The sequence below is a fragment of the Gilliamella sp. W8145 genome, assembly GCF_016101145.1.
GTDB lineage: Bacteria > Pseudomonadota > Gammaproteobacteria > Enterobacterales > Orbaceae > Gilliamella > Gilliamella apis_A.
Genome location: NZ_JACFRC010000001.1, coordinates 98,928 through 122,774, shown reverse-complemented (window position 1 = coordinate 122,774; position 23,847 = coordinate 98,928). Strand labels below are relative to the sequence as shown.

Genomic DNA, 23,847 nt, shown 5'->3' with positions numbered 1-23,847 from the left:
GAGCCCCTTCGTTTAATGATGAGTTAAACAAAATAACGCTTATATTGAACCACTATCTTTTTATTGACTTGAGGTAAACATGAATATTAACGCAAACATGACCAACCAAGCTGAGAGTGAAAGCGCACAAACAACTCCTTATCAAAAACGTACTTTATTTGCATCAACGGTAGGATATGCATTAGATGGTTTAGATATGATGATTTTAGGTGTTTGTTTTAGTCTAATTGCAACCACTTTTAACCTAACTAAACCCGATCTAGGTACATTAACTTCAGTAACATTATTAGGAGCTGTATTAGGTGGAATTCTTTTCGGCGTGCTTGCTGATAAATTTGGCCGTGTTAGAGTATTTTCATGGACAATCTTAATCTTTTCATTATTTACAGGCCTTTGTGCTATTTCACCAAATTACGAAAGCTTTTTAATTTTTCGCTTTGTTAGTGGCCTTGGTCTAGGTGGTGAATTTGGTATCGGCATGACATTGGTATCAGAAAGCTGGCCTAAACATAAACGTTCCAGAGCAACATCGATTGTGGCATTAGGCTTTCAAGTGGGTATAATTCTTGCCGCTTTAACAGTTAATTTTATTGGTGAAGTGCATGGCTGGCGTTGGGCATTTGCTATGGGTGTATTACCAGCACTATTTGTTGCATGGACACGTAAAGGATTAAAAGAGCCTGAAATTTGGCAAAACTTAAAAGACCAAAACAAAAATAAAATTGCTATCGGTAAACTATTTAAATCCCCTAGAATAACAGCTACTACTATTGGCTTAACTATTGCTTGTGCAGTACAAAACTTTGGTTTTTATGGGCTTATGGTTTGGATGCCAAACATGATTGCGACTGAATTAAAACTACCGTTCAAAAACACGATGTTTTGGACAATATCAACCACGATTGGTATGTCATTAGGGATCTTAATTTTCGGCTGGTTGTGTGATAAATTTGGTCGTCGCCCATCTTATATAATATTCTTACTTATATCAGCTATTTCAATATGGTTTTATTTTCACCAAACTGATATGTTAGTTTTAATTCTATTTGGTTCAGTAATTGGCTTTTTTGTTAATGGTATGATGGGTGGATATGGGGCTTTACTGGCTGAACATTACACTACTGATGCCCGTTCTAGTGCTGAAAATATTATCTTTAACGTGGGTCGTGGTATTGCGGGTGTCTCGCAAGTACTCATTGCCTATTTAGCAACTGTTTACTCTATCAGTTATGCATTAGCATTACTTTCTGGAGCTTACTTATTATCAGCAATAGCCTTTATCTTCTTGATCCCTGAAACCAAAGGCAAAGCATTAGAATAATTACATAAAAAAACAGGGCTAAATAGCCCTGTTTTACTAATAAAAGTAATAGTTATTTTTAACTATTTTGCATCACAATCAGAAGGTTTTAAGTGAATACTAAATACCACTTCATCTTTAATATAATAATTATGAATCGCACCATCAGGGAAAGCATTTTTAAAAGCTTTCATTTCACTATTATCTGAACAATAAAGAGTTTTTAATGCATCAGCGGTAATTTTTTTACTTTGGTCAATATCTAACTCATCTTTAGATATATCCATTACATATTTATAGTTAATTGAATTATTTTCTTTATAAAGATCAACTAGGCTTGAATTTGAATTCACTTTTGTTGGTAAGAAACCTTTAGCTTCACTTATATAATTGTCTTGAGCTTTACTTAGATCTGTCTTGGCTGCCTCCGCATCATTAGAAGCTGGTGCAGTTTTGGCTGGCTCACTATTGGCACTGTTATCTGCTGGTTTAGATTTTGAATCATCACAACCAAATAGAGCGGCAGCCATTAGGACCAATGCCGAATATTTTAAACCTTTCATATAAATTCCTTATTATAAAATTAATTAATGAGTTAATCAGATTAAAAAGACTATTAAATTTTAAAATATAAACTTAAAAAAATACACAACTTTTCACATTGAAAAAGAAAGAAAATAATTGTTCATATACAATATAGAAAAAGGGCCAATACAGCCCTTTAATATATTATAATTATTGAAAATTAATTAATATGCATACCGCCAGTTACACCATATACTTCCGCGGTGGTATAGCTTGATTCTTCTGATGCAAGATGAACATAAACGCCAGCAAGTTCAACAGGCTGACCAGCACGTTTTAATGGCGTCTGTTTACCAAATTCCGGTATTACTTCGCTTGGTTGACCTCCACAGATTTGTAATGGCGTCCAAACTGGACCAGGAGCTACACAGTTGACACGGATACCTTTACCACCTAATTGTGCAGCTAAACCTCGAGTAAAAGCTATAATTGCAGTTTTAGTTGCAGCATAGTCCAATAAATTAGCACTTGGTTGATAAGCCTGAACTGAAGAAGTGGTAATAATCGTTGCCCCTGGTTTTAAATACTCCAATGCAGCTTTAGTTAGCCAAAAGAGTGAAAAAACATTAATTTCAAAGGTTTTTTTAATCTGTTCAGTAGAGAGATGCATAATATCTTCAACGGCTGTTTGTTTACCAGCAACTAAGGTTAGATTATCAAGCCCACCTAATTTTTTATGCGCTTCATCAACTAATTTTTTACAAAATCCCTCATCACTTAAATCCCCAGGAATCAACACTACTTTACGCCCTACAGATTCGATAACTTTAGCAACATCTTCAGCATCTTTTTGTTCAGCTGGCAAATAGTTGATTGCCACATCAGCACCTTCTTTTGCATAAGCAATAGCTGCTGCACGACCAATCCCTGAATCCCCACCAGTAACCAACATTTTTCGACCTTCTAACCGTTGATGACCTTGATAACTTTTTTCACCACAATCAGGCACTGGATTCATTTCATATTGTAAGCCGGGAGGAGTTTGCTTTTGTTTAGGAAACTTGTCATGATGATATTTAGTTATCGGATTATAGGTTTGCTTGCTCATAATTTTCTCCTAAGTTAGACATGTATTTGTAGACAAATTCAATATAACTTAAATGAAATCAATTAATAATCACAAATTCCTATTGCTAGATTTATTTTATATCTTTAAAATATTTAATTAATTCAATTAATTATATTAACCGATAAAACACTGTAAAAATATTAATCATTAATAACCAAAATTTGAGAATAAAGTAACAGTGACTTCCTTGAATGGCCTAGCGAGGACAGAATAGACTTATGCTAAAACCATGACTGATTATAAATTGAACAGCAAAAATAGTGTAACAAATAAATAAACATTAAGCTAGCAACGCCTGCTTAATAATCGCTATTTATTAGTTGAGCAAGCAATCACGACTATAGTTAACACACTTTTCCTTTCAATATAATAGATAAATTTCGCACCTTGATTAAAATATTTTTTTCACCCTTTTCATTTGGGGAATCTCTTTGCAATAACTTTCAACCATTCCCTGACGAATTTGCTGTTTATTTTTTGGCGACATTAAAAACTTTCTAGCTATCCCTTTAATTTTATAATGATAAACAATAATATTATTTTCAGCTGTAACATCAAATAAGATCGTATGAACATCAATAGTAATAGACAATATTTCCTTAATTATACTGATGGCAGCAGCTTTATCATCATCTAAACCATAAGGTTTATTATTTTTTAACGCATTGTATTTTGCATAATTAGCTTGATCGATCAGTTATAATCGCTTCTCGGTCTTTTCAGCTCCAACATTTTACACAAGTCTATCAATTTTCTTATTACCTATCGGTGAATTATCACAACCAAATTGGAGCATAACCAACACAATAAAACAAATAATCTTCTTTATTCCTAATCCTTAGCTAGCCTATTTCTTATACCTTCTTCGAAGAATGATCATTTTATTAATTACAGATAATTATTTAACATGACAATCTGCCGGGGTTAATTCAACTACGATAATCTCTTTATTATCAATAAAATAATGATAGTTTGCGCCATCAGGAAATGCTGTTTTTAACTGTTGCATTTCTTCATTATTTTCACAATAAGCCTTAAACAAAGCTTGACGGATAGTATCAAGAGTACTTGGCAATAATAACGTATGTTCAGAGGTATTTTTAACCTCATATTGGTAATTAATGATGTTACGATCTTTATCTTTATCGATACCGATCAAAGTCGTTAACTCATCAATCACAATGGGTAAAGCTTTCTTGATGGGTTCAATCATTGCATTTTGTACCGCAACAAGTGATTCATCATTAACGTTATCCACGCTATTGTTTTTTGCTTTCTTACAACCAAACACCAAAAAACTCACTAGCAAAAATGCAACCAATCTAAGTATTTTCATATAAGCATCTCTTAATGAGTAATGAGTAATAATTAGTAAGACTAGGTTAAAACAGCTAGCTTAACCTTAAGAACAATGATTAATATTTATACACTAACCAGCCATAAAAATCCAAATTAAAACCGAAAATAATCTTTTTTTAAGTCTAAAAAACCCCTTTCCTCAAACTTTTTTCAAACAATAAACAAATTAATTAAAGCTGCTTTTGAAAAAAGCATAAAAAATTGTTGCACTTTTTTTTAAAACGAGTATTTTGATTAAACATCTTTCAAAAATGACAAAATAATTACAAAAGCATTATGATTTTTTCACTCATCGTCGTCCTCATTAACATTATTGTCAGCGTGGTCATTATTCCAACGCGGGGGCGTCTTTTGAGTTAAATATATGGTTACCATATTTCAAAAACCCCCGCCCCAAAAAGCGGGGTTTTTTTTATGAAAAATTTTGACATTAACAATAAATGAGCAAAAGTAACAAGTGAGGAATAAATGTTAGGAACACAGTGGATAGTAAGAACCTTAAAAGAAAAAGGCATTACCACCGTTTTTGGATATCCTGGTGGTCAAATTATGCCTCTATACGATGCACTTTATGATGGTGGAATTGAACACGTATTATGTCGTCATGAACAAGGTGCCGCAATGGCAGCCATTGGTTATGCTCGCGCCACCGGAAAAATTGGAGTTTGTATTGCAACATCAGGCCCTGGCGCGACCAATATTATTACTGGCCTTGCTGATGCATTAATTGATTCAGTACCTGTTATAGCCATTACAGGACAAGTTCCAACCACATTAATTGGTACTGATGCCTTTCAAGAAGTTGATGTTTTAGGCTTATCCTTAGCTTGCACCAAACATAGCTATTTAATTAATGATGCCACCCAGTTGCCAAATACCTTACAAGAGGCCTTCAATTTAGCCAATTCGGGTAGGCCGGGACCAATATTAATTGACATCCCAAAAGATATCCAGCTTGCCGAACATGATTACCAAACCTATTTAACACCGACAACCATAAAAACTCCTTCTGATAATGCTCAATTATATCCAATCTCATCTGACGAGATAGCACTTGCTAAACAAATGATTGGCCAAGCCGAAAAACCCATGCTTTATATTGGTGGTGGCGTTGGACTATCAAATGCAATTGCTGAAATGCGTGAATTTATGAACTTAACGCAAATACCTAGTGTATCGACATTAAAAGGACTCGGTGTTGCTGATCTTAACAATCCTTATTACTTAGGATTAATTGGTATGCATGGCGCCAAAGCAGCTAATTTAGCGGTACAAGAGTGTGATTTACTGATTGCTTTAGGAGTTAGGTTTGACGATCGAGTAACTGGCAAACTCAATGAATTTGCTAAACATGCTAAAGTCATTCATATTGATATTGATCAGTCTGAAATAAATAAATTACGCCAAAGCCATCTAGGATTGCAAGGCGATATTAAACATGTTTTGCCAATGCTTCATCAAACAGTCTCTATTAAAGATTGGCACGAGAAAATTAAACAATTGAAGGCGCAGCACCCTACTCGCTATGATCATCCAGGTGAAGCAATTTATGCGCCAGCATTATTAAAACGTATTTCGGAAAGAAGGCCAGTCAACAGCGTAATTACCACTGATGTTGGTCAACACCAAATGTGGACAGCGCAACATATGAGTTTTAATCATCCACAAAACTTTATTACTTCTAGTGGATTAGGAACAATGGGCTTTGGTCTACCCGCAGCTATAGGTGCACAACTGTCCAGACCTGAAGATATGGTGATTTGTGTATCTGGTGATGGTTCTTTTATGATGAACGTACAAGAATTAACCACAATAAAACGTAAAAAATTGCCAGTAAAAATTGTACTAATTGATAATCAACGTTTAGGTATGGTGAGACAATGGCAAGAGCTGTTTTTTAATGAAAGATATAGCGAAACCAATTTATCGGACAACCCTAATTTTCTAATGTTAGCTAAAGCATTTGATATTCCGGGACAAATGATCAGTAAAAAGTCGGAAATCGAATCAGCGCTTGACAATCTATTTAATTCATCTGGAGCTTACTTACTGCATGTATGTATTGATGAACTAGAAAATGTATGGCCACTAGTACCACCAGGGGCAGCAAATGAAAATATGTTAGATAAAAGTAATAAGGAGTAAGTGATGAATCAAATAGCAACACATCAATTTACTATAAAAGCCAATGATAAATTGGGTTCTCTTGAACGCATTTTACGCGTTGTTCGCCACCGTGGCGGACATATACAACAGATGCAAATGCAATCAATTGATAATCATTTATTTATCTTAAATCTAACATTAACTACGGAACGATCACTATCATCATTACAAAGCCAAATTAGCAAATTGGAAGATGTTATAGAGATAGAATAAAGTATAAAATAAACCTTAGTGAAACAATAAGTTAAATAAAAAAAAGTAATTTTTTTAGCAGTTAAACAAACAAAAAAGTGATGTATAATGCTTACCATTAAATGAATAAAAGCAGTATACATGCTTAACAAAAGTAAATTTAAGAGGAAAACAAAAAATGGGTACTACAGCAAAATCTGATTATATTTGGTTCAATGGCGAAATGGTTCCATGGGCAGATGCGAAAATTCACGTAATGTCACATGCTCTGCATTATGGTACTTCAGTATTTGAAGGTGTCCGTTGTTATGAAACTAACAAGGGGCCAGCAATTTTTCGTCATAAAGAGCATGCGCAGCGCCTATTAAATTCAGCTAAAATTTATCGTTTTCCTGTTCCTTATTCACTTGAAGAGATCATGGAAGCAACACGTCAAGTAATTAAGAAAAACAACTTAAAAAGCGCATACATTCGTCCATTAGCATTTATTGGCGATGTTGGTATGGGTGTTATTCCACCAGCAGGTTATCAAACAGATGTTATGATTGCCGCTTTCCCATGGGGAGCCTACCTTGGTGAAGACGCCTTAGAACAAGGTATCGATGCAATGGTATCATCATGGAACCGTTTTGCTCCAAATACCATTCCAGCAGCAGCAAAAGCTGGTGGTAACTACTTATCATCACTACTTATCGGATCTGAAGCTCGTGCTAATGGCTTCCAAGAAGGGATTGCATTAGACGTTAACGGTCAGCTTTCGGAAGGCTCAGGTGAAAACCTATTCATCGTTAAAGACGGTATATTATTTACCCCATTACTATCATCATCTGCCCTTCCAGGGATCACTCGTGATGCGATCATTACTCTTGCACGTGATCTAGGCATTGAAGTACGTGAACAGACTCTGTCTCGTGAATCACTATATCTTGCTGACGAAGTGTTTATGACCGGTACTGCTGCCGAAATCACACCAGTACGAAGTGTTGACCGTATTCAAGTTGGTATTGGTCGTTGTGGCCCAATCACTAAACAAATCCAACAGACATTCTTCGGATTATTCAATGGCAAAACTGAAGATAAATATGGTTGGTTAGATCTAATTAAATAAGCATTAATAAGAGCCGCCGATTAAGATTAATTCGGCGGTGTCATCATTTTACTATTTATTAAGAACTCAAAAATGTACCGATAGAAATCGGTCACTTGCATTAGGAAAAATTGGGAGCAACAAATGCCTAAATATCGTTCAGCAACCTCAGTTGAAGGTCGCAACATGGCAGGCGCCCGCGCCTTATGGCGTGCAACAGGCGTAAAAAATGAAGACTTTGGTAAACCCATCATTGCAGTGGTTAATTCATTCACACAATTCGTACCTGGCCATGTCCACTTAAAAGATATTGGTCAACTAGTGGCAAAAGAAATTGAAGCTTGTGGTGGTATTGCCAAAGAGTTTAACACTATTGCTGTTGATGATGGTATCGCTATGGGCCATGGTGGTATGCTTTATTCCTTACCATCTCGAGAACTCATTGCCGATTCAGTTGAATATATGGTTAATGCACACTGTGCTGATGCTATGATCTGTATCTCAAACTGTGACAAAATTACCCCAGGGATGTTAATGGCGTCACTGCGTTTAAACATTCCAACTGTGTTCGTCTCTGGCGGTCCAATGGAAGCTGGTAAAACTAAACTGTCAGATCAAATCATCAAACTCGACTTAGTTGATGCTATGATCCAAAGTGCTAACCCCAATGTTAGCGATGCCGACAGCGAGGCAATTGAACAATCTGCCTGCCCGACTTGTGGATCATGCTCTGGGATGTTTACTGCTAACTCAATGAACTGTTTAACCGAAGCATTAGGTCTCTCTTTACCGGGTAATGGCTCACTGGTTGCCACCCACAAACAGCGTGAACAACTTTTCTTAAATGCGGCTAAGCGCATTGTTGAAATAACCAAACAGTATTACGAACATGATGATGTAGCTTATTTACCTCGATCAATTGCAACTAAAGCTGCTTATGAAAATGCTATGTCTCTTGATATCGCCATGGGTGGCTCAACAAATACCGTATTACATTTACTTGCCACAGCGCAAGAGGGTGAAATAGACTTTACCATGTCAGACATCGACAGATTATCACGCAAAGTTCCTCATTTATGTAAAGTTGCGCCAAGTACCGCAATTTATCATATGGAAGATGTCCACCGTGCTGGAGGTGTGGTATCTATCATGTCTGAATTGGACAAAGCAGGATTACTAAACCGTAACGTACATAACGTACTTGGTTTAAGTTTACAAGAAACCTTTGCCAAATATGATATTACGCAAACAACTGACGAAGCCGTTAAAAAAATGTATCGCAGTGGTCCAGCAGGCATTCGCACCACCAAGGCCTTCTCTCAAGATTGTTATTGGGATAGCTTAGATGATGATCGTGAAAATGGCTGTATTCGTGATAAGGCACATGCTTATAGTCAAGATGGTGGATTAGCAACCCTTTATGGTAACGTTGCCCAAGATGGCGCTATTGTAAAAACCGCCAGTGTTGCTGCCGAAAACCTAGTTTTCCGTGGTCCGGCCAAAGTTTATGAAAGCCAAGAAGATGCCGTTGATGCAATTTTAGGTGGCAAAGTAGTGGCAGGCGATGTGGTAGTAATTGTTTACGAAGGACCAAAAGGTGGGCCGGGTATGCAAGAAATGCTTTATCCGACAAGTTACTTAAAATCAATGGGGCTTGGTAAAGCCTGTGCATTAATCACTGATGGCCGTTTTTCTGGTGGTTCATCTGGATTATCTATTGGTCACATTTCACCAGAAGCCGCTAATGGTGGGGTGATTGGTCTTGTGCGTGACGGTGATATTATCGATATCGACATCCCAAATCGTAAATTAGAGCTCATCGTACCAGAAGATGAATTAGAACGTCGCCGTGTCGCAGAACTTGCTCGTGGTGATAAAGCCTTTACTCCTCATAATCGTGACCGTTATGTCTCATATGCACTAAAAGCTTATGCTAGCTTAGCAACTAGTGCAGACAAAGGTGCGGTACGTGATAAAAGCAAATTAGGTGGTTAATGTGAATCAACAAGCTAACAAACTAACCGGCGCTGATTATTTAAAAGCTACACTATGCAGTGCCGTGTATGATGTCGCCCAAGTGACGCCACTGGAACATATGGAAAAAATATCCACTCGTTTAAAAAATCAAATTTTTGTTAAACGGGAAGATCGTCAATTAGTCCACAGTTTCAAAATTCGTGGCGCTCAAGCCATGATAGCCAGCTTAACCCCCGAAGAACGTGAATGCGGCGTAGTTGCCGCATCAGCCGGTAATCATGCCCAAGGCGTTGCATTTTCAGCAACTAAATTAGGGATTAAATCGCTAATTGTCATGCCATTAAATACAGCTGATATCAAAGTCGAAGCCGTAAAAGGCTTTGGTGGTGAAGTACTACTTTATGGAGCCAATTTTGATGAAGCTAAAGCCAAAGCAATGGAACTGGCTAAGCAACAAAACCGGATATTTATTCCACCTTTTGATCATCCACTAGTTATCGCAGGTCAAGGCAGTATAGCTATGGAACTGTTGCAACAAAATGCCAAGCTTGACCGTATTTTTGTGCCTGTCGGTGGTGGCGGACTCGCTGCCGGTATTGCCGTATTAATTAAGCAAATCATGCCATCAATCAAAGTGATTGCAGTTGAACCTGAAGATGCTGCCTGCTTGAAAGCGGCTTTAGTGGCAGGACATCCAGTCGATCTTGATCGGGTTGGTTTATTTGCTGAAGGTGTTGCAGTTAAACGAATTGGTGATGAAACATTTAGACTCTGTCAGCAATATATTGACGATATCATTACTGTTGATAGCGATGAAATCTGTGCGGCAGTTAAAGATCTATTTGATGATGTACGTGCCATTGCAGAACCATCGGGTGCAGTAGCATTAGCTGGCCTTAAAAAGTATGTCGAACAGAATAATATCTGTGGTGAAAATTTAGCCCATATTTTATCTGGCGCTAACTTAAACTTCCATAATCTACGATATGTATCTGAACGTTGTGAATTAGGTGAAAAACGTGAAGTACTCTTAGCGGTAACTATACCTGAACAAAAGGGTAGCTTTTTAAAATTTTGCCAATTATTAGGTGGACGAGCAGTCACAGAATTCAACTACCGCTATCATGACGATAAATCGGCTTGCGTTTTTGTTGGTGTTAAAATTGCTAGAAGCAATGAAAAAGACGAAATCATGCAAGAACTCAGCGCAGCTGGTTATCAAGTAGTCGATCTCACTGATGACGAAATGGCCAAACTACATGTTCGTTATATGATTGGCGGTAAACCATGCCAACCTCTTAACGAACAAGTCTACAGTTTTGAGTTTCCTGAATCACAAGGTGCATTGCTTAAGTTTTTACAAACGCTAGGTACTAATTGGAATATATCAATGTTCCATTATCGTAGTCACGGTACCGATTATGGCCGAGTACTAGCTGCTTTTGAAATTGATAAAGCCAGCCATACAACCTTTGTCAAACATTTAACCGAGTTGGATTATGGTTTTAATAATGAAACTGAAAATCCATCACTTAAATTATTCTTAACCAATGAATAATTCAACAGCCCCTAAAATAAATTAGGGGCACTTTTTCTGCCTAATAAATAGCATAATTTTTTAATTCATAATGATAATTTTGGGCAATTAAATAGACTAAAAAACGTCGTTCCTCACATTTTATTGCCAATAATTATCTTTCGATTATTATGAGATATGCACTAAGTCATTTAATATGGGAAATTAATTATGTGTCGCCCAACCTTTAAATATCATCCTAATGCCTACGAACTTGATATATTTATTCATGAAGAGGGGGAGTGCTCGGTCTGTAATCAATTACGCCATCTTAAATATTCAGCAGATTTTTATAGTGAAGAAGAACCAGAATATATTTGCCCATGGTGCATAGCTAATGGCCTAGCAGCGGAAAAATTTGCTGGTTCATTCAATGATTATATTGGCGTCGAAGTTATACCTAAGGATAAACTTGATGAAGTGTTATATAGAACACCAAGTTATATATCTTGGCAACAACAAGTATGGCTATCACATTGTAATGAACCATGTGCTTTTTTAGCTTATGTTGGTGCAAAAGAGATATTACCTTTTTGGGATGAGCTTATTAAAGATATAGAACAACAGGAACTTTCTGCAGATTTTGTTAAAGCCAATTTATCCAAAGATGGGGATATGATTGGATATTTATTTGAATGTCTTCATTGTTCAAAAAAGAGATTACATATTGATTTAAATTAATATTATTTATTAATAGATGAATTTGGTAAACTAATTTAATTAGCATTTATAGAATAAAAAACCCTCATGCGAGGGTTTTATTATTTAGTTAGGTTCTTATTTTTCTAATTTCATTCTATTGCTTAAATCTTCATAAATAATTGATACACCATTATCAAATGCAGATGACACAGAAACATCAGATAATTTAAAAGTGTTTTCTTTTCCAGCTAACAGTGTGTAAGTCGATACAGTCATTGGCTTACCATTTAGATATGATGCATGAGCAACAATATCAACATTTTCGCTAGTATCATTTTTAAGTTTTATTGTTACTGATGGCTGTATTTTAGACATTCCTGACTTACTGACTTTGTCAATTTTAGTTTTTAAGTTTGGTGACATTTTTACCACCAGACCTCCACCAAAATCGGCATTAGCTAATTGTATATCACCAGTTAACTCTTTACCACCAACAGTGATAGGAATTTCAAATAACGCTTTTGAATCCATTTTTTCTCTATAACATTCAATATATTTGGCATCACCAAATACTTCTGTTATCCCCTTTTTAGCTTGGATTAAGCTAGATGATTCATTACGAGAATCTTTATAATCAGCACATGCTGTCACTTCTACAATTAATTTTGATGAAATAGTTTTCGCTGTATCACTATTTATGTCGCTTAAATTTACGGTTGGAGCCAATTCAACTTTACAGCCAGTTAATAACACCACTGACATTAAAGACATAAGTACTTTTTTCATGTATTACTTCCTTTTATTAAAACAATCTCATTAAGGTTATTGAATTAGATTTAATTAGTAATAATTAAAGTTAAGATTATAACTAAGATATATAACGATATATTACATAATAATGATTCCAATCAAATCGGCAAATAAACACTTTGTATAGTAGCAATTGTGTAAATAGTTTTTAATTATATGATAGTTATAAAAATAATATTATTAACTGAAAAATATGCCATTCAAAACTATCCACCAACTTCAGTTGATCCCATTGAAATAATGAAAATTAGAATGTAACAATAAAGATTATCTACTAAGGATTTAGTTAATACGATTGATCAATCCAACAGGGATTATGAAATTTTAAATGGAAAACATCAATTGCCTTAACAACGATAAAAAATCTAAATCATATACTGAATATTTCATTTGAGAGCTTAATTAGATAATTTGTATTGAGATAACATTGGGCGTAATCAATAACTGATAATAAATCTGAAAACGCCCCTATATTCAAATTTTTTAACAATTAGAAACTAATATGATCAATATATCCTTTCACAATATCGACACTATTAGTGAATAATTTTTTTTCGTTGTCATTAAAATTGAGTTCAATAACTTTTTTAATTCCATGTTGATCCAAAATTGCCGGTACGCCTATTGCCAAATCTTTACAGCCATACTCACCATCTAATACGCAACTAAGGGCTAATGCTCGGTGACTATTGGTAAAAATATGTTGGCAGATCTCTGCAATAGTGCTAGCTATACCATATTCAGTACAATGCTTATATTTGGCAATTTCAAAGCCTTTGTTTTTTGCTTTTAGCCCAATATCATTAAAATCGATGTTTTTACTTTCTAAATCGTTGAGATTGATACCATAAACCGATGAGTGTGACCAAACTGGAAATTGGGAATCACCATGCTCGCCCACAATAAATGCATCAATACTTTGTGGTCCAATATCCATCTGTTCTCCTAATAGCCGTCGTAAACGCACGGTATCAAGCCAAACACCAGTACCAATAACTCTATGACGAGGTAAACCTGATAACTTCCACACTTGATAAGTAATCGCATCACACGGATTAGTAGCAATTAAAAATATCCCTTTAAAGCCACTTTTCATCATACTAGGAATAAGATTAGCCATAATTTTAGACGTACCTACAAGTTCTTCAGCCCTGCTTTTTTGCGCTAATCCGGAGGTAACAGTAATGACTGCAATATCAATATCCGCACAGTCAGTCGATTCACGCAAACTGACTTTAATCATATTTTGTCGATATGCTGCGGCGTCTAATAAATCTTGCCCATGCCCGTAAGCTAAATCCTTATTAAGATCAACCAGTGCAATTTCTTCACAAAAGCCACGATTGACCAATGTATAAGCGGTAGTTGAACCAACATTACCTACACCAATAACCATTACTTTACGTAGTTTCATATTTAAATCCACCTTTTTAAATTACTGATTTTTAAGTTGTATAAATATCGTTGATTACTTCTCCATCATATACCTTTACCATTAATAAGCAAAGATCGACTAATAGTTGATATAAATCGTTTTTAATAATAATTATTCGATAATAACAATTACTAATTTGAGTAACCTATTTCATTTTGTTAAGCTGTTTGGGAATATATAAGGAAAGAAAAGAGGAAAGAGATGAAAAAGAAGAAGCTAATTACACTATTATCCCTAGCTATGCCATTAACGGTTAACGCTTTGAATTTACAAGGTACACAAACTTTTACTGATGAAGTAAATATTCCAGTTACTCATGATTTTGAAACATTTGAGAATAAGATTACATCGGGCATAAATATAACTTCTGGAAGTGAAACTGTTTTTGAAAAAAACGTATCAATAAACATCTCAAGAGATAAATTATCGGATGATAATAATTTTCTTATTAGCGGCGTTCAAGGATTTATATTACCAACTATAACGGCACCTTCATCTACCATCTTCGAACAAGATCTAAACATCAAAATAAAAGGTGAAGATGTGTACGCAATAAATTTAGCTAATAAAAATAGTACCGTAATAATTAATGGCAAAGCAAACTTAAGCGTTGATAGCAAATATGATGATGATGATGAAACAATTTACATAACGGGTGGAAAACTTGTATTTAATGGTGAAACGCATATAGATAATAATTTTGATGCTATTTACTTAGCAGGAGAAGGAACAAATATAATATTTAATGGCGATTCTTACATAAATGGTAATATTGAATCTTATGGAGATGCATTATTAGAAATCAAAAATAAATCCATAATAAAAGGCGATATATGGGCTGATTATGGAGGTAAGGTAATTATGGATTTAGCCGCCGGCTCTAAAATTGTTGGCAATGCCATAGCATTTGATCCCTCTGATGATATTGACTATTCTAATCAAGATACCACAGGAATCATAAAAATAAATCTGGCCAAAGGCTCTTCTTGGGAAATTATAGGCGACTACTCTTATATTACTGAACTATCAGGACAAGGAAATATAACCTTCACTAATTTTGCAAAAAGTAATAACTACGGTGAACTTGTTATCGAAAATTTAAAAGGAGCTTCGACGTTTAATTTACGTACCGATATTGCCGCTCAACAAAGCGACAAAATTATTATCTCAAAATCATCTGATACCAATCGAACAGTTTCAGCTGAAGGAACCCATACGATTAACCTAATTAATAATGGTTCTGCAAAAACTACTGGCAATGAAAAGTTAACTCTAGTGGAAATCGATGAGAATGCGACAAATACAGCAGAATTTAAAACTAATCATGATGTAGAACTCGGTGGTTATCAATATAGTTTAAATAAAGAAGGGAAAGATTATGTCCTCACAGGACAACCGATTACCTCATCGGCTATGGCGAGTGTTAGTTTTCTTAATGCTAACTATTTGATGAGCTATGTTGAAACTCAAACCCTTTTAAAACGTTTAGGTGATATGAGAACTAGTGGTGAATTTGGTGATGTTTGGCTACGTGGTTTCACCGGTAAATTAGATTCATTTTCAAGTGGTAAATTAAGTCAATTCGATATGCGCTATCATGGTTTCCAATTTGGGGCTGACAAACAGTTATCTGAAAGTTCACCATTTGTCATTGGTGCTTTTGTTGGACAAACTTATGGTGACCCAAATTATCGTAAAGGTGATGGTTCACTGCGTTCATTTAACACCGGTGTATATGCAACTTATTTAGATAATAGTGGCTTTTATATTGATGGTGTTGCCAAATATGACCGTCTAAAAAATCAATTTAAAGTTAGAGATACAGCGAATAATCGTGTGCAAGGTTCAGGACATTCCAATGGAGTTGGTGTATCAATGGAATTAGGTCAGAAATTTAAAATTAATGATTTCTATATCGAACCACAAACACAGTTATCATATAGTCATCAAAATGGTACTACGATTAATGCTTCTAATGGCCTTAATGTTAAATTAGGCAATTATAATTCATTACTAGGCCGAGCATCAGCTCTATTTGGTTATGAATATAAATCAGATAAAAATAGCATCAATCTCTATGCTAAAACCGGTATTGTAAGAGAGTTTGATGGTGATACTTACTATAAACTAAATAACCATAAAGAAAGCCATTCATTTAAAGGCAATTGGTGGAATAATGGCGTTGGTATAAACGCTCAAATAAATCAAAATCATAATATTTATTTAGATTTAGAAAGCTCACCAGGGAATAAATTCGATTTATTACAAGTTAATGGTGGTTACCGCTATTCGTTCTAATGCATAACTTTATTTAAATCGATCATATCAATCACACGCTGATTAACTGAGCGTGTGATTTTTCAATTATCATTAAGTTTAACACTACATTAGCTATCAATCTAATAGATGTATCTATCTACGCTTTTTTTGTATCTTTATTTAACATTAATAGAATTAGTTATAAAAAATAATTTGACTTTCATTAATTAAATGATAATAATTCTCATTAACATTTAAATGTTACGGTTTTGTTATTAATAATTTATTTAGAAAAGGATTTCATTCATTTCTGACTAATTTTATCTATAACTTATTTTTGTATTTCGATCTAGCTTGAGCAAGTAGTATTAATAAGGATTCGCTAATGAAATTTAATTTTTTTAAAAGCCGCAAAACGTTATTAAATATGATATTAACATCATTGTTAGTTTTAACTGGCTTAGCTAATTCAGCATCGGCTGATGAAAAGAAATTTAAAGTGGTTACCACATTTACCGTCATTCAAGATATTGCCCAAAACGTTGCCGGTGATGCTGCAATTGTTGAATCCATTACCAAGGTAGGAGCCGAAATTCATGAATACGATCCCACCCCAAAAGATATTACTAAAGCTCTCTCTGCCGATTTGGTGCTTTGGAATGGTTTAAATTTGGAACTTTGGTTTAAACGTTTTTTTGAGGATATTAAAGATGTACCTTCAGTTGTAGTTACAGAAGGAATCGATCCTATGCCAATTCAAGAAGGCAGTTATAAAGGTAACCCAAATCCACATGCTTGGATGTCACCAACCTTAGCTTTAACCTATATTGAAAATATTCGAGCCGCTTTTGTTAAATATGATCCTAAAAATGCCGAAATTTATAATAAGAATGCCGCAGATTATGTAGCTAAAATTAAAGCGCTAGATGCCCCACTTCGTGAGCGTTTAGCTAAAATTCCAGAATCACAACGTTGGTTAGTCACCAGTGAAGGGGCATTCAGTTATTTAGCTCGTGATTATAATCTTAAAGAAGCTTACTTATGGCCAATTAATGCGGAACAACAAGGTACTCCCAAACAAGTTAAGAATCTTATTGACTTAGTTCGAGCGAATAATATCCCTGTCTTATTTAGTGAAAGCACCATTTCAGATAAACCTGCTAAACAAGTCAGCAAAGAAACCGGTGCTAAATACGGTGGTGTGTTATATGTTGATTCACTTTCAACTCAAGATGGCCCAGTACCAACTTATATCGATTTATTAAAAGTGACTGTTGAAACAATCGCTAAAGGATTTGAAAAATAATGACTCAAATTTGCTTAAATGTTGATGATATTACCGTGACTTATAATAACGGTCACACCGCAATTCATGATGCAAGCTTTCGTTTAAATGGTGGCACAATCTGTGCGCTGGTTGGCGTTAATGGTAGTGGTAAATCAACACTATTTAAAAGCATTATGGGAATGATAAAACCAACTAAAGGACAAGTGACTTTTAATAATATTTCGGTAAAACAAGCATTGAAGCAAAATATTATTGCCTATGTTCCACAAACAGAGGAAGTCGATTGGGATTTTCCGGTTTTAGTTTCTGATGTGGTAATGATGGGACGCTATGGTCACATGTCTTTTTTGCGAATACCAAGTAAAGAGGACAAAAGACAAGTCGATTTGGCGCTAGAACGGGTCAATATGTTGGATTTTAAACATCGCCAGATTGGTCAACTTTCTGGTGGTCAAAAAAAACGTGTTTTTTTAGCAAGAGCTTTAGCTCAGCAAGGTAAGGTATTGTTGTTAGACGAGCCATTTACCGGCGTCGATGTTAAAACAGAAAATGCTATTATCGATCTGCTTAAAGATCTTCGTGATGAAGGCCATTTAATTTTGGTTTCTACTCACAATTTAGGTAGCGTACCTGAATTTTGTGATCAAGTGGTGTTAATTAACCAAACCGTATTGGCTTTTGGCGAAACAAAAACCACCTTTACACCACAAAATTTGATGACTACTTTTGGTGGTGCATTACGTTATTTAAGCTTGTCAGGTGAACAATTGCATGAGGATGAAGATCCTCGCAAGATGTCGATTTTAACTGATGACGAACGTGCTGCTGTATTTTACGGTGAAGGTAGTGATAGTTCACCTCATCAAGATTTATTAGTCGAACCAACGATAATTGAACCTAAAGGGCAAAACTAAATGGAACTACTTCTGGAACCTTTTACCTATGGCTTTATGTTAAAAGCAATTTGGGTAAGTAGTATAGTTGGCGCCGCTTGTGCATTTTTATCGGCGTTTTTGATGTTAAAAGGCTGGTCTTTAATGGGTGATGCCCTTTCCCACTCTGTAGTACCTGGTGTAGCTGGTGCCTATGCGATCGGCTACCCTTATTCGGTTGGGGCGTTTTTTACAGGCTTGTTGGCAGCTTTATCAATAATCATTGTCCGTGCTTTTACCCGTTTAAAAGAAGATGCAATTATAGGTTTTATCTTTTCCACCTTTTTTGCTATTGGCCTTTTAATCATCTCATTAAATCCAACCTCAATTAATGCTCAAACCATTATTTTTGGGAATATTTTGGGAATTGATGATAGTGATATGAGACAAGTGCAAATCATCATTCTGGTTTCGTTTATTTTGTTATTCTTATTCTGGAAAGATCTGTTAGTGGTGTTTTTTGATGAAACACATGCACGCTCTATTGGTTTAAAACCATTACCATTAAAGATTCTATTTTTCACTATTTTAAGTGCTTGTACGGTTGCAGCTCTGCAAACTGTGGGGGCAATATTAGTCATTGCGATGGTGGTAACGCCAGGCGCAACCGCTTACTTACTCACTGATAGGTTTACAAGGTTATTAATTATTTCTGTGGTTATTGGTGCATCAACTAGTGCAATTGGCGCTTGGATAAGTTATTTTTTAAATGGCGAAACCGGTGGCGTGATTGTGACACTACAAACCTTAATCTTTTTGACTGCTTTCTTCTTTGCACCAAGACAAGGATTGATTTCCAACCGTCGTCGAATTAGACAAGCAAGACGCATTAAAGGGGGAGTGGTATGACTATGTTATGGGAGCTTATTTATCATCCCCTAACAATTCCTTTTGTTCAACGTGCTATTCTGGCTGCCTTAGCTACGGGGATTGTTTGTGCTTTGCTATCGTGCTTTTTAGTATTAAAAGGCTGGTCATTAATGGGGGATGCTATTTCTCATGCAGTATTACCTGGTATTGTACTCGCTTATTTAATTGGAATCCCCCTAATGATAGGTGCGTTTACTTCAGGATTATTTTGTTCTGTCGCCACCGGTTATATTAAGGAAAACAGTCGAATTAAAGAAGATACCGTGATGGGTATTGTTTTTTCGGGAATGTTTGCTTTTGGCTTGGTGCTATTTTCTAAAGTTGAAACATCCCAACATTTAAACCATATTCTATTTGGTAGCGTATTAGGTACTAGTTATCAAGAATTAATACAGATTATTGCTATTGCGGGCATTGTTTCGGTTATAGTGATTGTTAAGCGCCGTGATTTAATGTTGTACTGCTTTGATGCCGTACAAGCCAAAGTGGTAGGTTTGCCTGTTAAATTATTGCATTACGGTTTATTAAGTATTTTAGCATTAACCATTGTTGGATCACTAAAAGCCGCGGGTGTTATATTGGTTATTGCAATGCTAATTGCACCTGGTATCACTGCATTTTTATTAACCAAACGATTTGAGAAAATGTTAATAATTGCCGTGATTGTATCGGTTTTTTCGACAGTAACGGGCACATTAATCAGTTTTCATTTAGATGCATCTACCAGTGCTTGTATTGTGATTTTACAGGCGTTTATCTTTATTGTTGCTCAGTTTTATCGAGTCTATGCTAACCATAAGATAAAGCGTTAATTGTTCTAGTGTAAATGTTATATTTTTTCACATTTACACTAGTTATTTAGTTGATTTTATTATTCATCATCTAAATATTTACTGGCATCAGCATAATTATCAAATCTTGAAAATTGACCTTGGAATTTTAATCTCACTTTACCTATTGGACCATTACGCTGTTTACCTAAAATGATTTCGGCAATACCTTTATGTTCCGAAGCTTCATTATAGACTTCATCACGATAGATAAACATAATCACGTCAGCATCTTGTTCAATAGATCCTGATTCACGTAAGTCAGAGTTAACAGGTCGTTTATCGGCACGTTGCTCTAAGCTACGGTTAAGCTGAGAAAGTGCAACAACTGGGATTTGCAATTCTTTTGCTAATGCTTTTAATGAGCGTGAAATTTCAGCGATCTCAAGTGTTCGGTTTTCAGAAATATTAGGTACACGCATAAGCTGTAAATAATCGACCATGATCATACTTAATCCTTTATGTTCACGATAGATTCGCCGTGCTCGTGAACGCAACTCCATAGGTGTTAATCCTGATGAGTCATCGATATAGATATTTTTCTTCTCAAGGAGTAAGCCCATAGTGCTCGATATCCTAGCCCAGTCATCATCTTGTAGTTGACCAGTACGAATACGAGTTTGGTCGACACGTGATAGCGATGCTAACATACGCATCATAATTTGCTCTGACGGCATCTCAAGACTAAAAATAAGAACCGGTTTTTCTTGCATCATGGCGGCATTTTCACAAAGATTCATAGCAAATGTGGTTTTACCCATTGATGGACGAGCAGCAATAATAATTAAATCTGAACGTTGTAAACCTGCGGTTTTCTTGTCTAGGTCAAGGAAGCCTGTTGATACGCCAGTCACTCCATCATGTGGGCGTTGGAATAGTTCTTCAATTTTTGCTACCGTAGCTTCAAGCACATCGGTAATATTTTTAGGCCCTTCACCTTGCTTGGTACGACTTTCGGCAATTTGGAAAATTTTGCTTTCAGCTAAGTCTAAAATTTCCGTACTATCTCGACCTTCAGTTGAATAGCAGTTGTCGGCTATTTCATTTGAAGCACTAATCAGTTCACGCAATATAGCTTGTTGACGAATAATATCGGTATATGCAACCACATTAATCGCACTAGGGGTATTTTTAGAAAGTTCAGCTAAATAGGCAAATCCACCAACATCGATCAGCAAATCCTTACTTTCTAAACTTTCAGAAAGTGTTATTAAATCTATCGGAGTGCCACGACTGACTAAGGTATGCATTTCTGAAAATATTAATTGATGATGACGAGAATAAAAATCACGGTCTGTAATCATTTCTGCGACAACATCCCAACGTTGATTATCCAACATTAGGCTACCAAGCACAGCTTGTTCTGCCTCGATTGAATGAGGAGGCAACTTTATATTTTGCAGTTTTGATTTTTTTGCGTCTTGATTTTTGAGTTCTTTATTCGAACTTGTTTCATCATTTTTCATTGCATTCATCTTTGTGTTTTTAAATTAATTTAACCTATAACTAATTCGCTTACTGTATAAATAATGGACCTAAAGCGCAATTAGGAATTTGATATTCTAATGGATAATCCACCTGAACCAAATATAATCCTTCAGGTTTTGCCGTTGCTGCTGCTTGGGTACGATCTTTTGCCACTAATAAAGCTTCGATCCATTGTGGTGATTGGTTACCAGCACCAACTTCCAACAAACTGCCAACAATATTACGCACCATATGGTGAACAAAAGCATTAGCTTTAATATCGACAACAACATATTCACCCTGTCTTGTAACTTCAATATGGTGAATATTACGCCATGGAGTCCGTGACTGACATTGCGCAGCTCTAAATGATGAAAAGTCATTTTCACCTAATAAATATTGTGCTGCTTGATGCATGAGTTTTTCATTTAATGGCAAATAATAATGTGACACACCTTTAGCTAAAATAGCCGGACGATAACGATGATTATAAATGATATATCGATAACGGCGAGCTGTTGCGCTAAATCTAGCATGAAAACTATCATCAACACTTTTTGCCCAGCGTACAGCGATATTGTCAGGAAGATGTGAATTGACTCCCATTGTCCATGCTCCTTCAGCACGCTGAGCAGTGGTTTCAAAATGAATTACTTGCCCTGTTGCATGGACTCCGGCATCAGTTCTCCCTGCGCAAAATACCGCGATAGGTTCATTAGCGATTACTGACAAGGCTGATTCTAATCTTTGTTGTACTGAATCAACATGCTGTTGACGTTGCCAACCAAAATAACCGCTACCATCATATTCAATACCTAAGGCAATCTTACAGGTAGTCATTAATTAAGATCTCTAACGTCTCGATTAACATTAAACCACCTAAATAACGGACATTATCCGCCACTGACCAAAATTGAATTTGCTCATAATTACCATAACTGTGTCGTAAATTAGCAAGTTTGATCGTCAGATTACTTTCAGAATCAGTATTTACTTCGGTTACCGGTGTTGGTAAATCTTCACTTTTTACTTCAACGCCAAATTCACCAAAACGGGCCATATCTAATTCAATTGGTAAACTGCTTGAAACATTAACTGCTTGGGCCAATCCATAAAATACGGGAACAATAACTGATTCAATAGAGATAGGTAAATCATAATTGCTTATCACTTTACGAATTTGATTAATTTGTGAGTGTTCACCTAAACTTAAGTGGTCAGACTCATGAGAAACAGGTAACAAATTAAAAGCAAGTTGATTGTCAAACAGTTGATTATCAACAGGCATACCATTTAGTAACCGAGCACTTTGCCCAGCAAGTTCGTCAACACCTGGTTTGCCATATAATGAAGAAGGAATAAAACTACTTAAATGTAAATTAGTCAATAACTGAATATCGGTTAGCGAAGCAACACAGCGTAGTAATTGTGAAACGGTAGGGCTAGCAACAGCTATAATGTTTTCATTGCGATATTCGGTGAGTACACTGTCATTTACTTTCGGTACAATTAATGGAATATGATCCTGATCAGCAAAAAAACCACTAGCATCAATAACAATACAGCCTGCTTGCGTTGCTGTTTGAGCATATTTTTCACTGGTTTTACTGCCGGCAACAAAAAAAGCAAAATGACATTGACTCCAATCCATCTGCTCACTATCAATAACCGTTAAATTTTTACCAGCAAAACGCACCACTTCGCCAGCGCTGTTATCACTACCAACTAGGTAAAGATTATCAATTTCAAAACTTTTTTTTGGTAAGCTATGTTCTTGCAATAACTCAACCAACGCAGAGCCTACTTGCCCTGTTGCACCAACAATAGCTATATTCCATGCAGTCATATATTAAACCCAAATTAAAAAAATATGGCAGTAATTATACCACTATATTGCCAAAGATTTTGCAAAAAAGATGTTTTCTAACTTTGGAATATTGCTCGAAAAAATAGATATTAGCTAATTACAATTTCGCTGTTGTTCGTTAAAGTGATTTTATCAG

21 protein-coding genes are annotated in these 23,847 nt (G+C 35.6%); 12 read left to right on the top strand and 9 right to left on the bottom strand.

Features of this window, described 5'->3' with window-relative positions; genetic code table 11:
• Positions 1-79 precede the first annotated feature (79 nt).
• Positions 80-1,321 carry an MFS transporter gene (locus H3T80_RS00555; RefSeq protein ID WP_110448299.1) on the top strand — a complete coding sequence of 414 codons (1,242 nt, stop codon included), beginning with the start codon at positions 80-82 and terminating at the stop codon, positions 1,319-1,321.
• Between the two features lie 62 nt (positions 1,322-1,383).
• Here H3T80_RS00555 and H3T80_RS00550 read toward each other — a convergent pair whose 3' ends face one another.
• The 4 genes from H3T80_RS00550 to H3T80_RS00535 form a co-directional block, all read right to left on the bottom strand.
• A complete protein-coding gene (locus H3T80_RS00550) occupies positions 1,384-1,863 on the bottom strand; it encodes a hypothetical protein (protein ID WP_198199167.1) in 480 nt (159 codons plus the stop codon).
• A gap of 182 nt (positions 1,864-2,045) precedes the next feature.
• Entirely contained in the window at positions 2,046-2,933 is an 888-nt protein-coding gene (locus H3T80_RS00545; RefSeq protein WP_198199166.1) for an SDR family oxidoreductase, read from the bottom strand.
• A gap of 412 nt (positions 2,934-3,345) precedes the next feature.
• Entirely contained in the window at positions 3,346-3,546 is a 201-nt protein-coding gene (locus tag H3T80_RS00540; RefSeq protein WP_198199165.1) for a hypothetical protein, read from the bottom strand.
• Positions 3,547-3,852: 306 nt separating this feature from the next.
• Positions 3,853-4,290, bottom strand: a complete 438-nt coding sequence (locus H3T80_RS00535; RefSeq protein WP_198199164.1) for a hypothetical protein — start codon at positions 4,288-4,290, stop codon at positions 3,853-3,855.
• Between the two features lie 491 nt (positions 4,291-4,781).
• Between H3T80_RS00535 and ilvG the strand changes: the two genes are divergently transcribed.
• The 6 genes from ilvG (at position 4,782) to H3T80_RS00505 (ending at position 11,992) form a co-directional block, all read left to right on the top strand.
• The gene (gene ilvG, locus H3T80_RS00530; protein ID WP_110448303.1) at positions 4,782-6,458 is read left to right on the top strand and encodes an acetolactate synthase 2 catalytic subunit; all 1,677 of its coding nucleotides are present in this window, start codon (positions 4,782-4,784) and stop codon (positions 6,456-6,458) included.
• Between the two features lie 3 nt (positions 6,459-6,461).
• The gene (gene ilvM, locus H3T80_RS00525; protein WP_110448304.1) at positions 6,462-6,692 is read left to right on the top strand and encodes an acetolactate synthase 2 small subunit; all 231 of its coding nucleotides are present in this window, start codon (positions 6,462-6,464) and stop codon (positions 6,690-6,692) included.
• A gap of 157 nt (positions 6,693-6,849) precedes the next feature.
• A complete protein-coding gene (locus H3T80_RS00520) occupies positions 6,850-7,779 on the top strand; it encodes a branched-chain amino acid transaminase (protein WP_110448305.1) in 930 nt (309 codons plus the stop codon).
• Positions 7,780-7,902: 123 nt separating this feature from the next.
• Entirely contained in the window at positions 7,903-9,753 is a 1,851-nt protein-coding gene (gene ilvD, locus H3T80_RS00515) for a dihydroxy-acid dehydratase (RefSeq protein WP_065614101.1), read from the top strand.
• Position 9,754: 1 nt separating this feature from the next.
• The gene (ilvA, locus tag H3T80_RS00510; RefSeq protein ID WP_294911959.1) at positions 9,755-11,293 is read left to right on the top strand and encodes a threonine ammonia-lyase, biosynthetic; all 1,539 of its coding nucleotides are present in this window, start codon (positions 9,755-9,757) and stop codon (positions 11,291-11,293) included.
• A gap of 189 nt (positions 11,294-11,482) precedes the next feature.
• Positions 11,483-11,992, top strand: coding sequence for a CbrC family protein (locus H3T80_RS00505; RefSeq protein WP_198199162.1), 510 nt, complete (start codon positions 11,483-11,485; stop codon positions 11,990-11,992).
• Positions 11,993-12,088: 96 nt separating this feature from the next.
• Here H3T80_RS00505 and H3T80_RS00500 read toward each other — a convergent pair whose 3' ends face one another.
• Together H3T80_RS00500 and H3T80_RS00495 are read right to left on the bottom strand one after the other, a co-directional pair.
• Positions 12,089-12,739, bottom strand: coding sequence for a hypothetical protein (locus tag H3T80_RS00500; RefSeq protein WP_198199161.1), 651 nt, complete (start codon positions 12,737-12,739; stop codon positions 12,089-12,091).
• A 514-nt stretch (positions 12,740-13,253) separates the two neighbouring features.
• Positions 13,254-14,177, bottom strand: a complete 924-nt coding sequence (locus H3T80_RS00495) for an L-lactate dehydrogenase (protein WP_198199160.1) — start codon at positions 14,175-14,177, stop codon at positions 13,254-13,256.
• Positions 14,178-14,399: 222 nt separating this feature from the next.
• Between H3T80_RS00495 and H3T80_RS00490 the strand changes: the two genes are divergently transcribed.
• The 5 genes from H3T80_RS00490 to H3T80_RS00470 all read left to right on the top strand — a co-directional run bounded on the left by H3T80_RS00490 (position 14,400) and on the right by H3T80_RS00470 (position 20,359).
• A complete protein-coding gene (locus H3T80_RS00490) occupies positions 14,400-16,496 on the top strand; it encodes an autotransporter outer membrane beta-barrel domain-containing protein (RefSeq protein ID WP_198199159.1) in 2,097 nt (698 codons plus the stop codon).
• Positions 16,497-16,884: 388 nt separating this feature from the next.
• Positions 16,885-17,763 carry a metal ABC transporter substrate-binding protein gene (locus tag H3T80_RS00485; RefSeq protein WP_363317467.1) on the top strand — a complete coding sequence of 293 codons (879 nt, stop codon included), beginning with the start codon at positions 16,885-16,887 and terminating at the stop codon, positions 17,761-17,763.
• Positions 17,763-18,659, top strand: a complete 897-nt coding sequence (locus H3T80_RS00480) for a manganese/iron ABC transporter ATP-binding protein (protein WP_198199157.1) — start codon at positions 17,763-17,765, stop codon at positions 18,657-18,659. Before H3T80_RS00485 ends, H3T80_RS00480 begins: the two co-directional genes overlap by 1 nt.
• Positions 18,660-19,526, top strand: a complete 867-nt coding sequence (locus tag H3T80_RS00475) for a metal ABC transporter permease (protein WP_198199156.1) — start codon at positions 18,660-18,662, stop codon at positions 19,524-19,526.
• Positions 19,523-20,359: a metal ABC transporter permease gene (locus H3T80_RS00470; RefSeq protein WP_110448314.1), complete on the top strand. Its 837-nt coding sequence runs from the start codon at positions 19,523-19,525 to the stop codon at positions 20,357-20,359. The genes H3T80_RS00475 and H3T80_RS00470 overlap by 4 nt, the downstream gene beginning before the upstream one ends.
• A gap of 59 nt (positions 20,360-20,418) precedes the next feature.
• On the opposite strand, the gene dnaB is transcribed toward H3T80_RS00470, so the two are convergent.
• Genes dnaB through H3T80_RS00455 form a run of 3 tightly spaced genes read right to left on the bottom strand, consistent with a single transcriptional unit; the run spans position 20,419 to position 23,690 of the window.
• Positions 20,419-21,843, bottom strand: coding sequence for a replicative DNA helicase (gene dnaB, locus H3T80_RS00465; protein WP_232350066.1), 1,425 nt, complete (start codon positions 21,841-21,843; stop codon positions 20,419-20,421).
• Positions 21,844-21,892: 49 nt separating this feature from the next.
• Positions 21,893-22,684, bottom strand: a complete 792-nt coding sequence (gene truA, locus H3T80_RS00460) for a tRNA pseudouridine(38-40) synthase TruA (protein WP_086363187.1) — start codon at positions 22,682-22,684, stop codon at positions 21,893-21,895.
• Positions 22,671-23,690, bottom strand: coding sequence for an aspartate-semialdehyde dehydrogenase (locus tag H3T80_RS00455; RefSeq protein ID WP_198199154.1), 1,020 nt, complete (start codon positions 23,688-23,690; stop codon positions 22,671-22,673). The genes truA and H3T80_RS00455 overlap by 14 nt, the downstream gene beginning before the upstream one ends.
• Between the last annotated feature and the right edge of the window lie 157 nt (positions 23,691-23,847).

What these genes read in the sequence shown, in the direction of transcription:
- H3T80_RS00555 (WP_110448299.1), top strand. Translation starts at nt 80, where the DNA reads ATGAATATTAACGCAAACATGACCAACCAAGCTGAGAGTGAAAGCGCA.
- H3T80_RS00550 (WP_198199167.1), bottom strand. Translation starts at nt 1,863, where the DNA reads ATGAAAGGTTTAAAATATTCGGCATTGGTCCTAATGGCTGCCGCTCTA.
- H3T80_RS00545 (WP_198199166.1), bottom strand. Translation starts at nt 2,933, where the DNA reads ATGAGCAAGCAAACCTATAATCCGATAACTAAATATCATCATGACAAG.
- H3T80_RS00535 (WP_198199164.1), bottom strand. Translation starts at nt 4,290, where the DNA reads ATGAAAATACTTAGATTGGTTGCATTTTTGCTAGTGAGTTTTTTGGTG.
- ilvG (WP_110448303.1), top strand. Translation starts at nt 4,782, where the DNA reads ATGTTAGGAACACAGTGGATAGTAAGAACCTTAAAAGAAAAAGGCATT.
- ilvM (WP_110448304.1), top strand. Translation starts at nt 6,462, where the DNA reads ATGAATCAAATAGCAACACATCAATTTACTATAAAAGCCAATGATAAA.
- H3T80_RS00520 (WP_110448305.1), top strand. Translation starts at nt 6,850, where the DNA reads ATGGGTACTACAGCAAAATCTGATTATATTTGGTTCAATGGCGAAATG.
- ilvD (WP_065614101.1), top strand. Translation starts at nt 7,903, where the DNA reads ATGCCTAAATATCGTTCAGCAACCTCAGTTGAAGGTCGCAACATGGCA.
- H3T80_RS00505 (WP_198199162.1), top strand. Translation starts at nt 11,483, where the DNA reads ATGTGTCGCCCAACCTTTAAATATCATCCTAATGCCTACGAACTTGAT.
- H3T80_RS00500 (WP_198199161.1), bottom strand. Translation starts at nt 12,739, where the DNA reads ATGAAAAAAGTACTTATGTCTTTAATGTCAGTGGTGTTATTAACTGGC.
- H3T80_RS00495 (WP_198199160.1), bottom strand. Translation starts at nt 14,177, where the DNA reads ATGAAACTACGTAAAGTAATGGTTATTGGTGTAGGTAATGTTGGTTCA.
- H3T80_RS00490 (WP_198199159.1), top strand. Translation starts at nt 14,400, where the DNA reads ATGAAAAAGAAGAAGCTAATTACACTATTATCCCTAGCTATGCCATTA.
- H3T80_RS00485 (WP_363317467.1), top strand. Translation starts at nt 16,885, where the DNA reads ATGATATTAACATCATTGTTAGTTTTAACTGGCTTAGCTAATTCAGCA.
- H3T80_RS00480 (WP_198199157.1), top strand. Translation starts at nt 17,763, where the DNA reads ATGACTCAAATTTGCTTAAATGTTGATGATATTACCGTGACTTATAAT.
- H3T80_RS00475 (WP_198199156.1), top strand. Translation starts at nt 18,660, where the DNA reads ATGGAACTACTTCTGGAACCTTTTACCTATGGCTTTATGTTAAAAGCA.
- H3T80_RS00470 (WP_110448314.1), top strand. Translation starts at nt 19,523, where the DNA reads ATGACTATGTTATGGGAGCTTATTTATCATCCCCTAACAATTCCTTTT.
- dnaB (WP_232350066.1), bottom strand. Translation starts at nt 21,843, where the DNA reads ATGAAAAATGATGAAACAAGTTCGAATAAAGAACTCAAAAATCAAGAC.
- truA (WP_086363187.1), bottom strand. Translation starts at nt 22,684, where the DNA reads ATGACTACCTGTAAGATTGCCTTAGGTATTGAATATGATGGTAGCGGT.
- H3T80_RS00455 (WP_198199154.1), bottom strand. Translation starts at nt 23,690, where the DNA reads ATGACTGCATGGAATATAGCTATTGTTGGTGCAACAGGGCAAGTAGGC.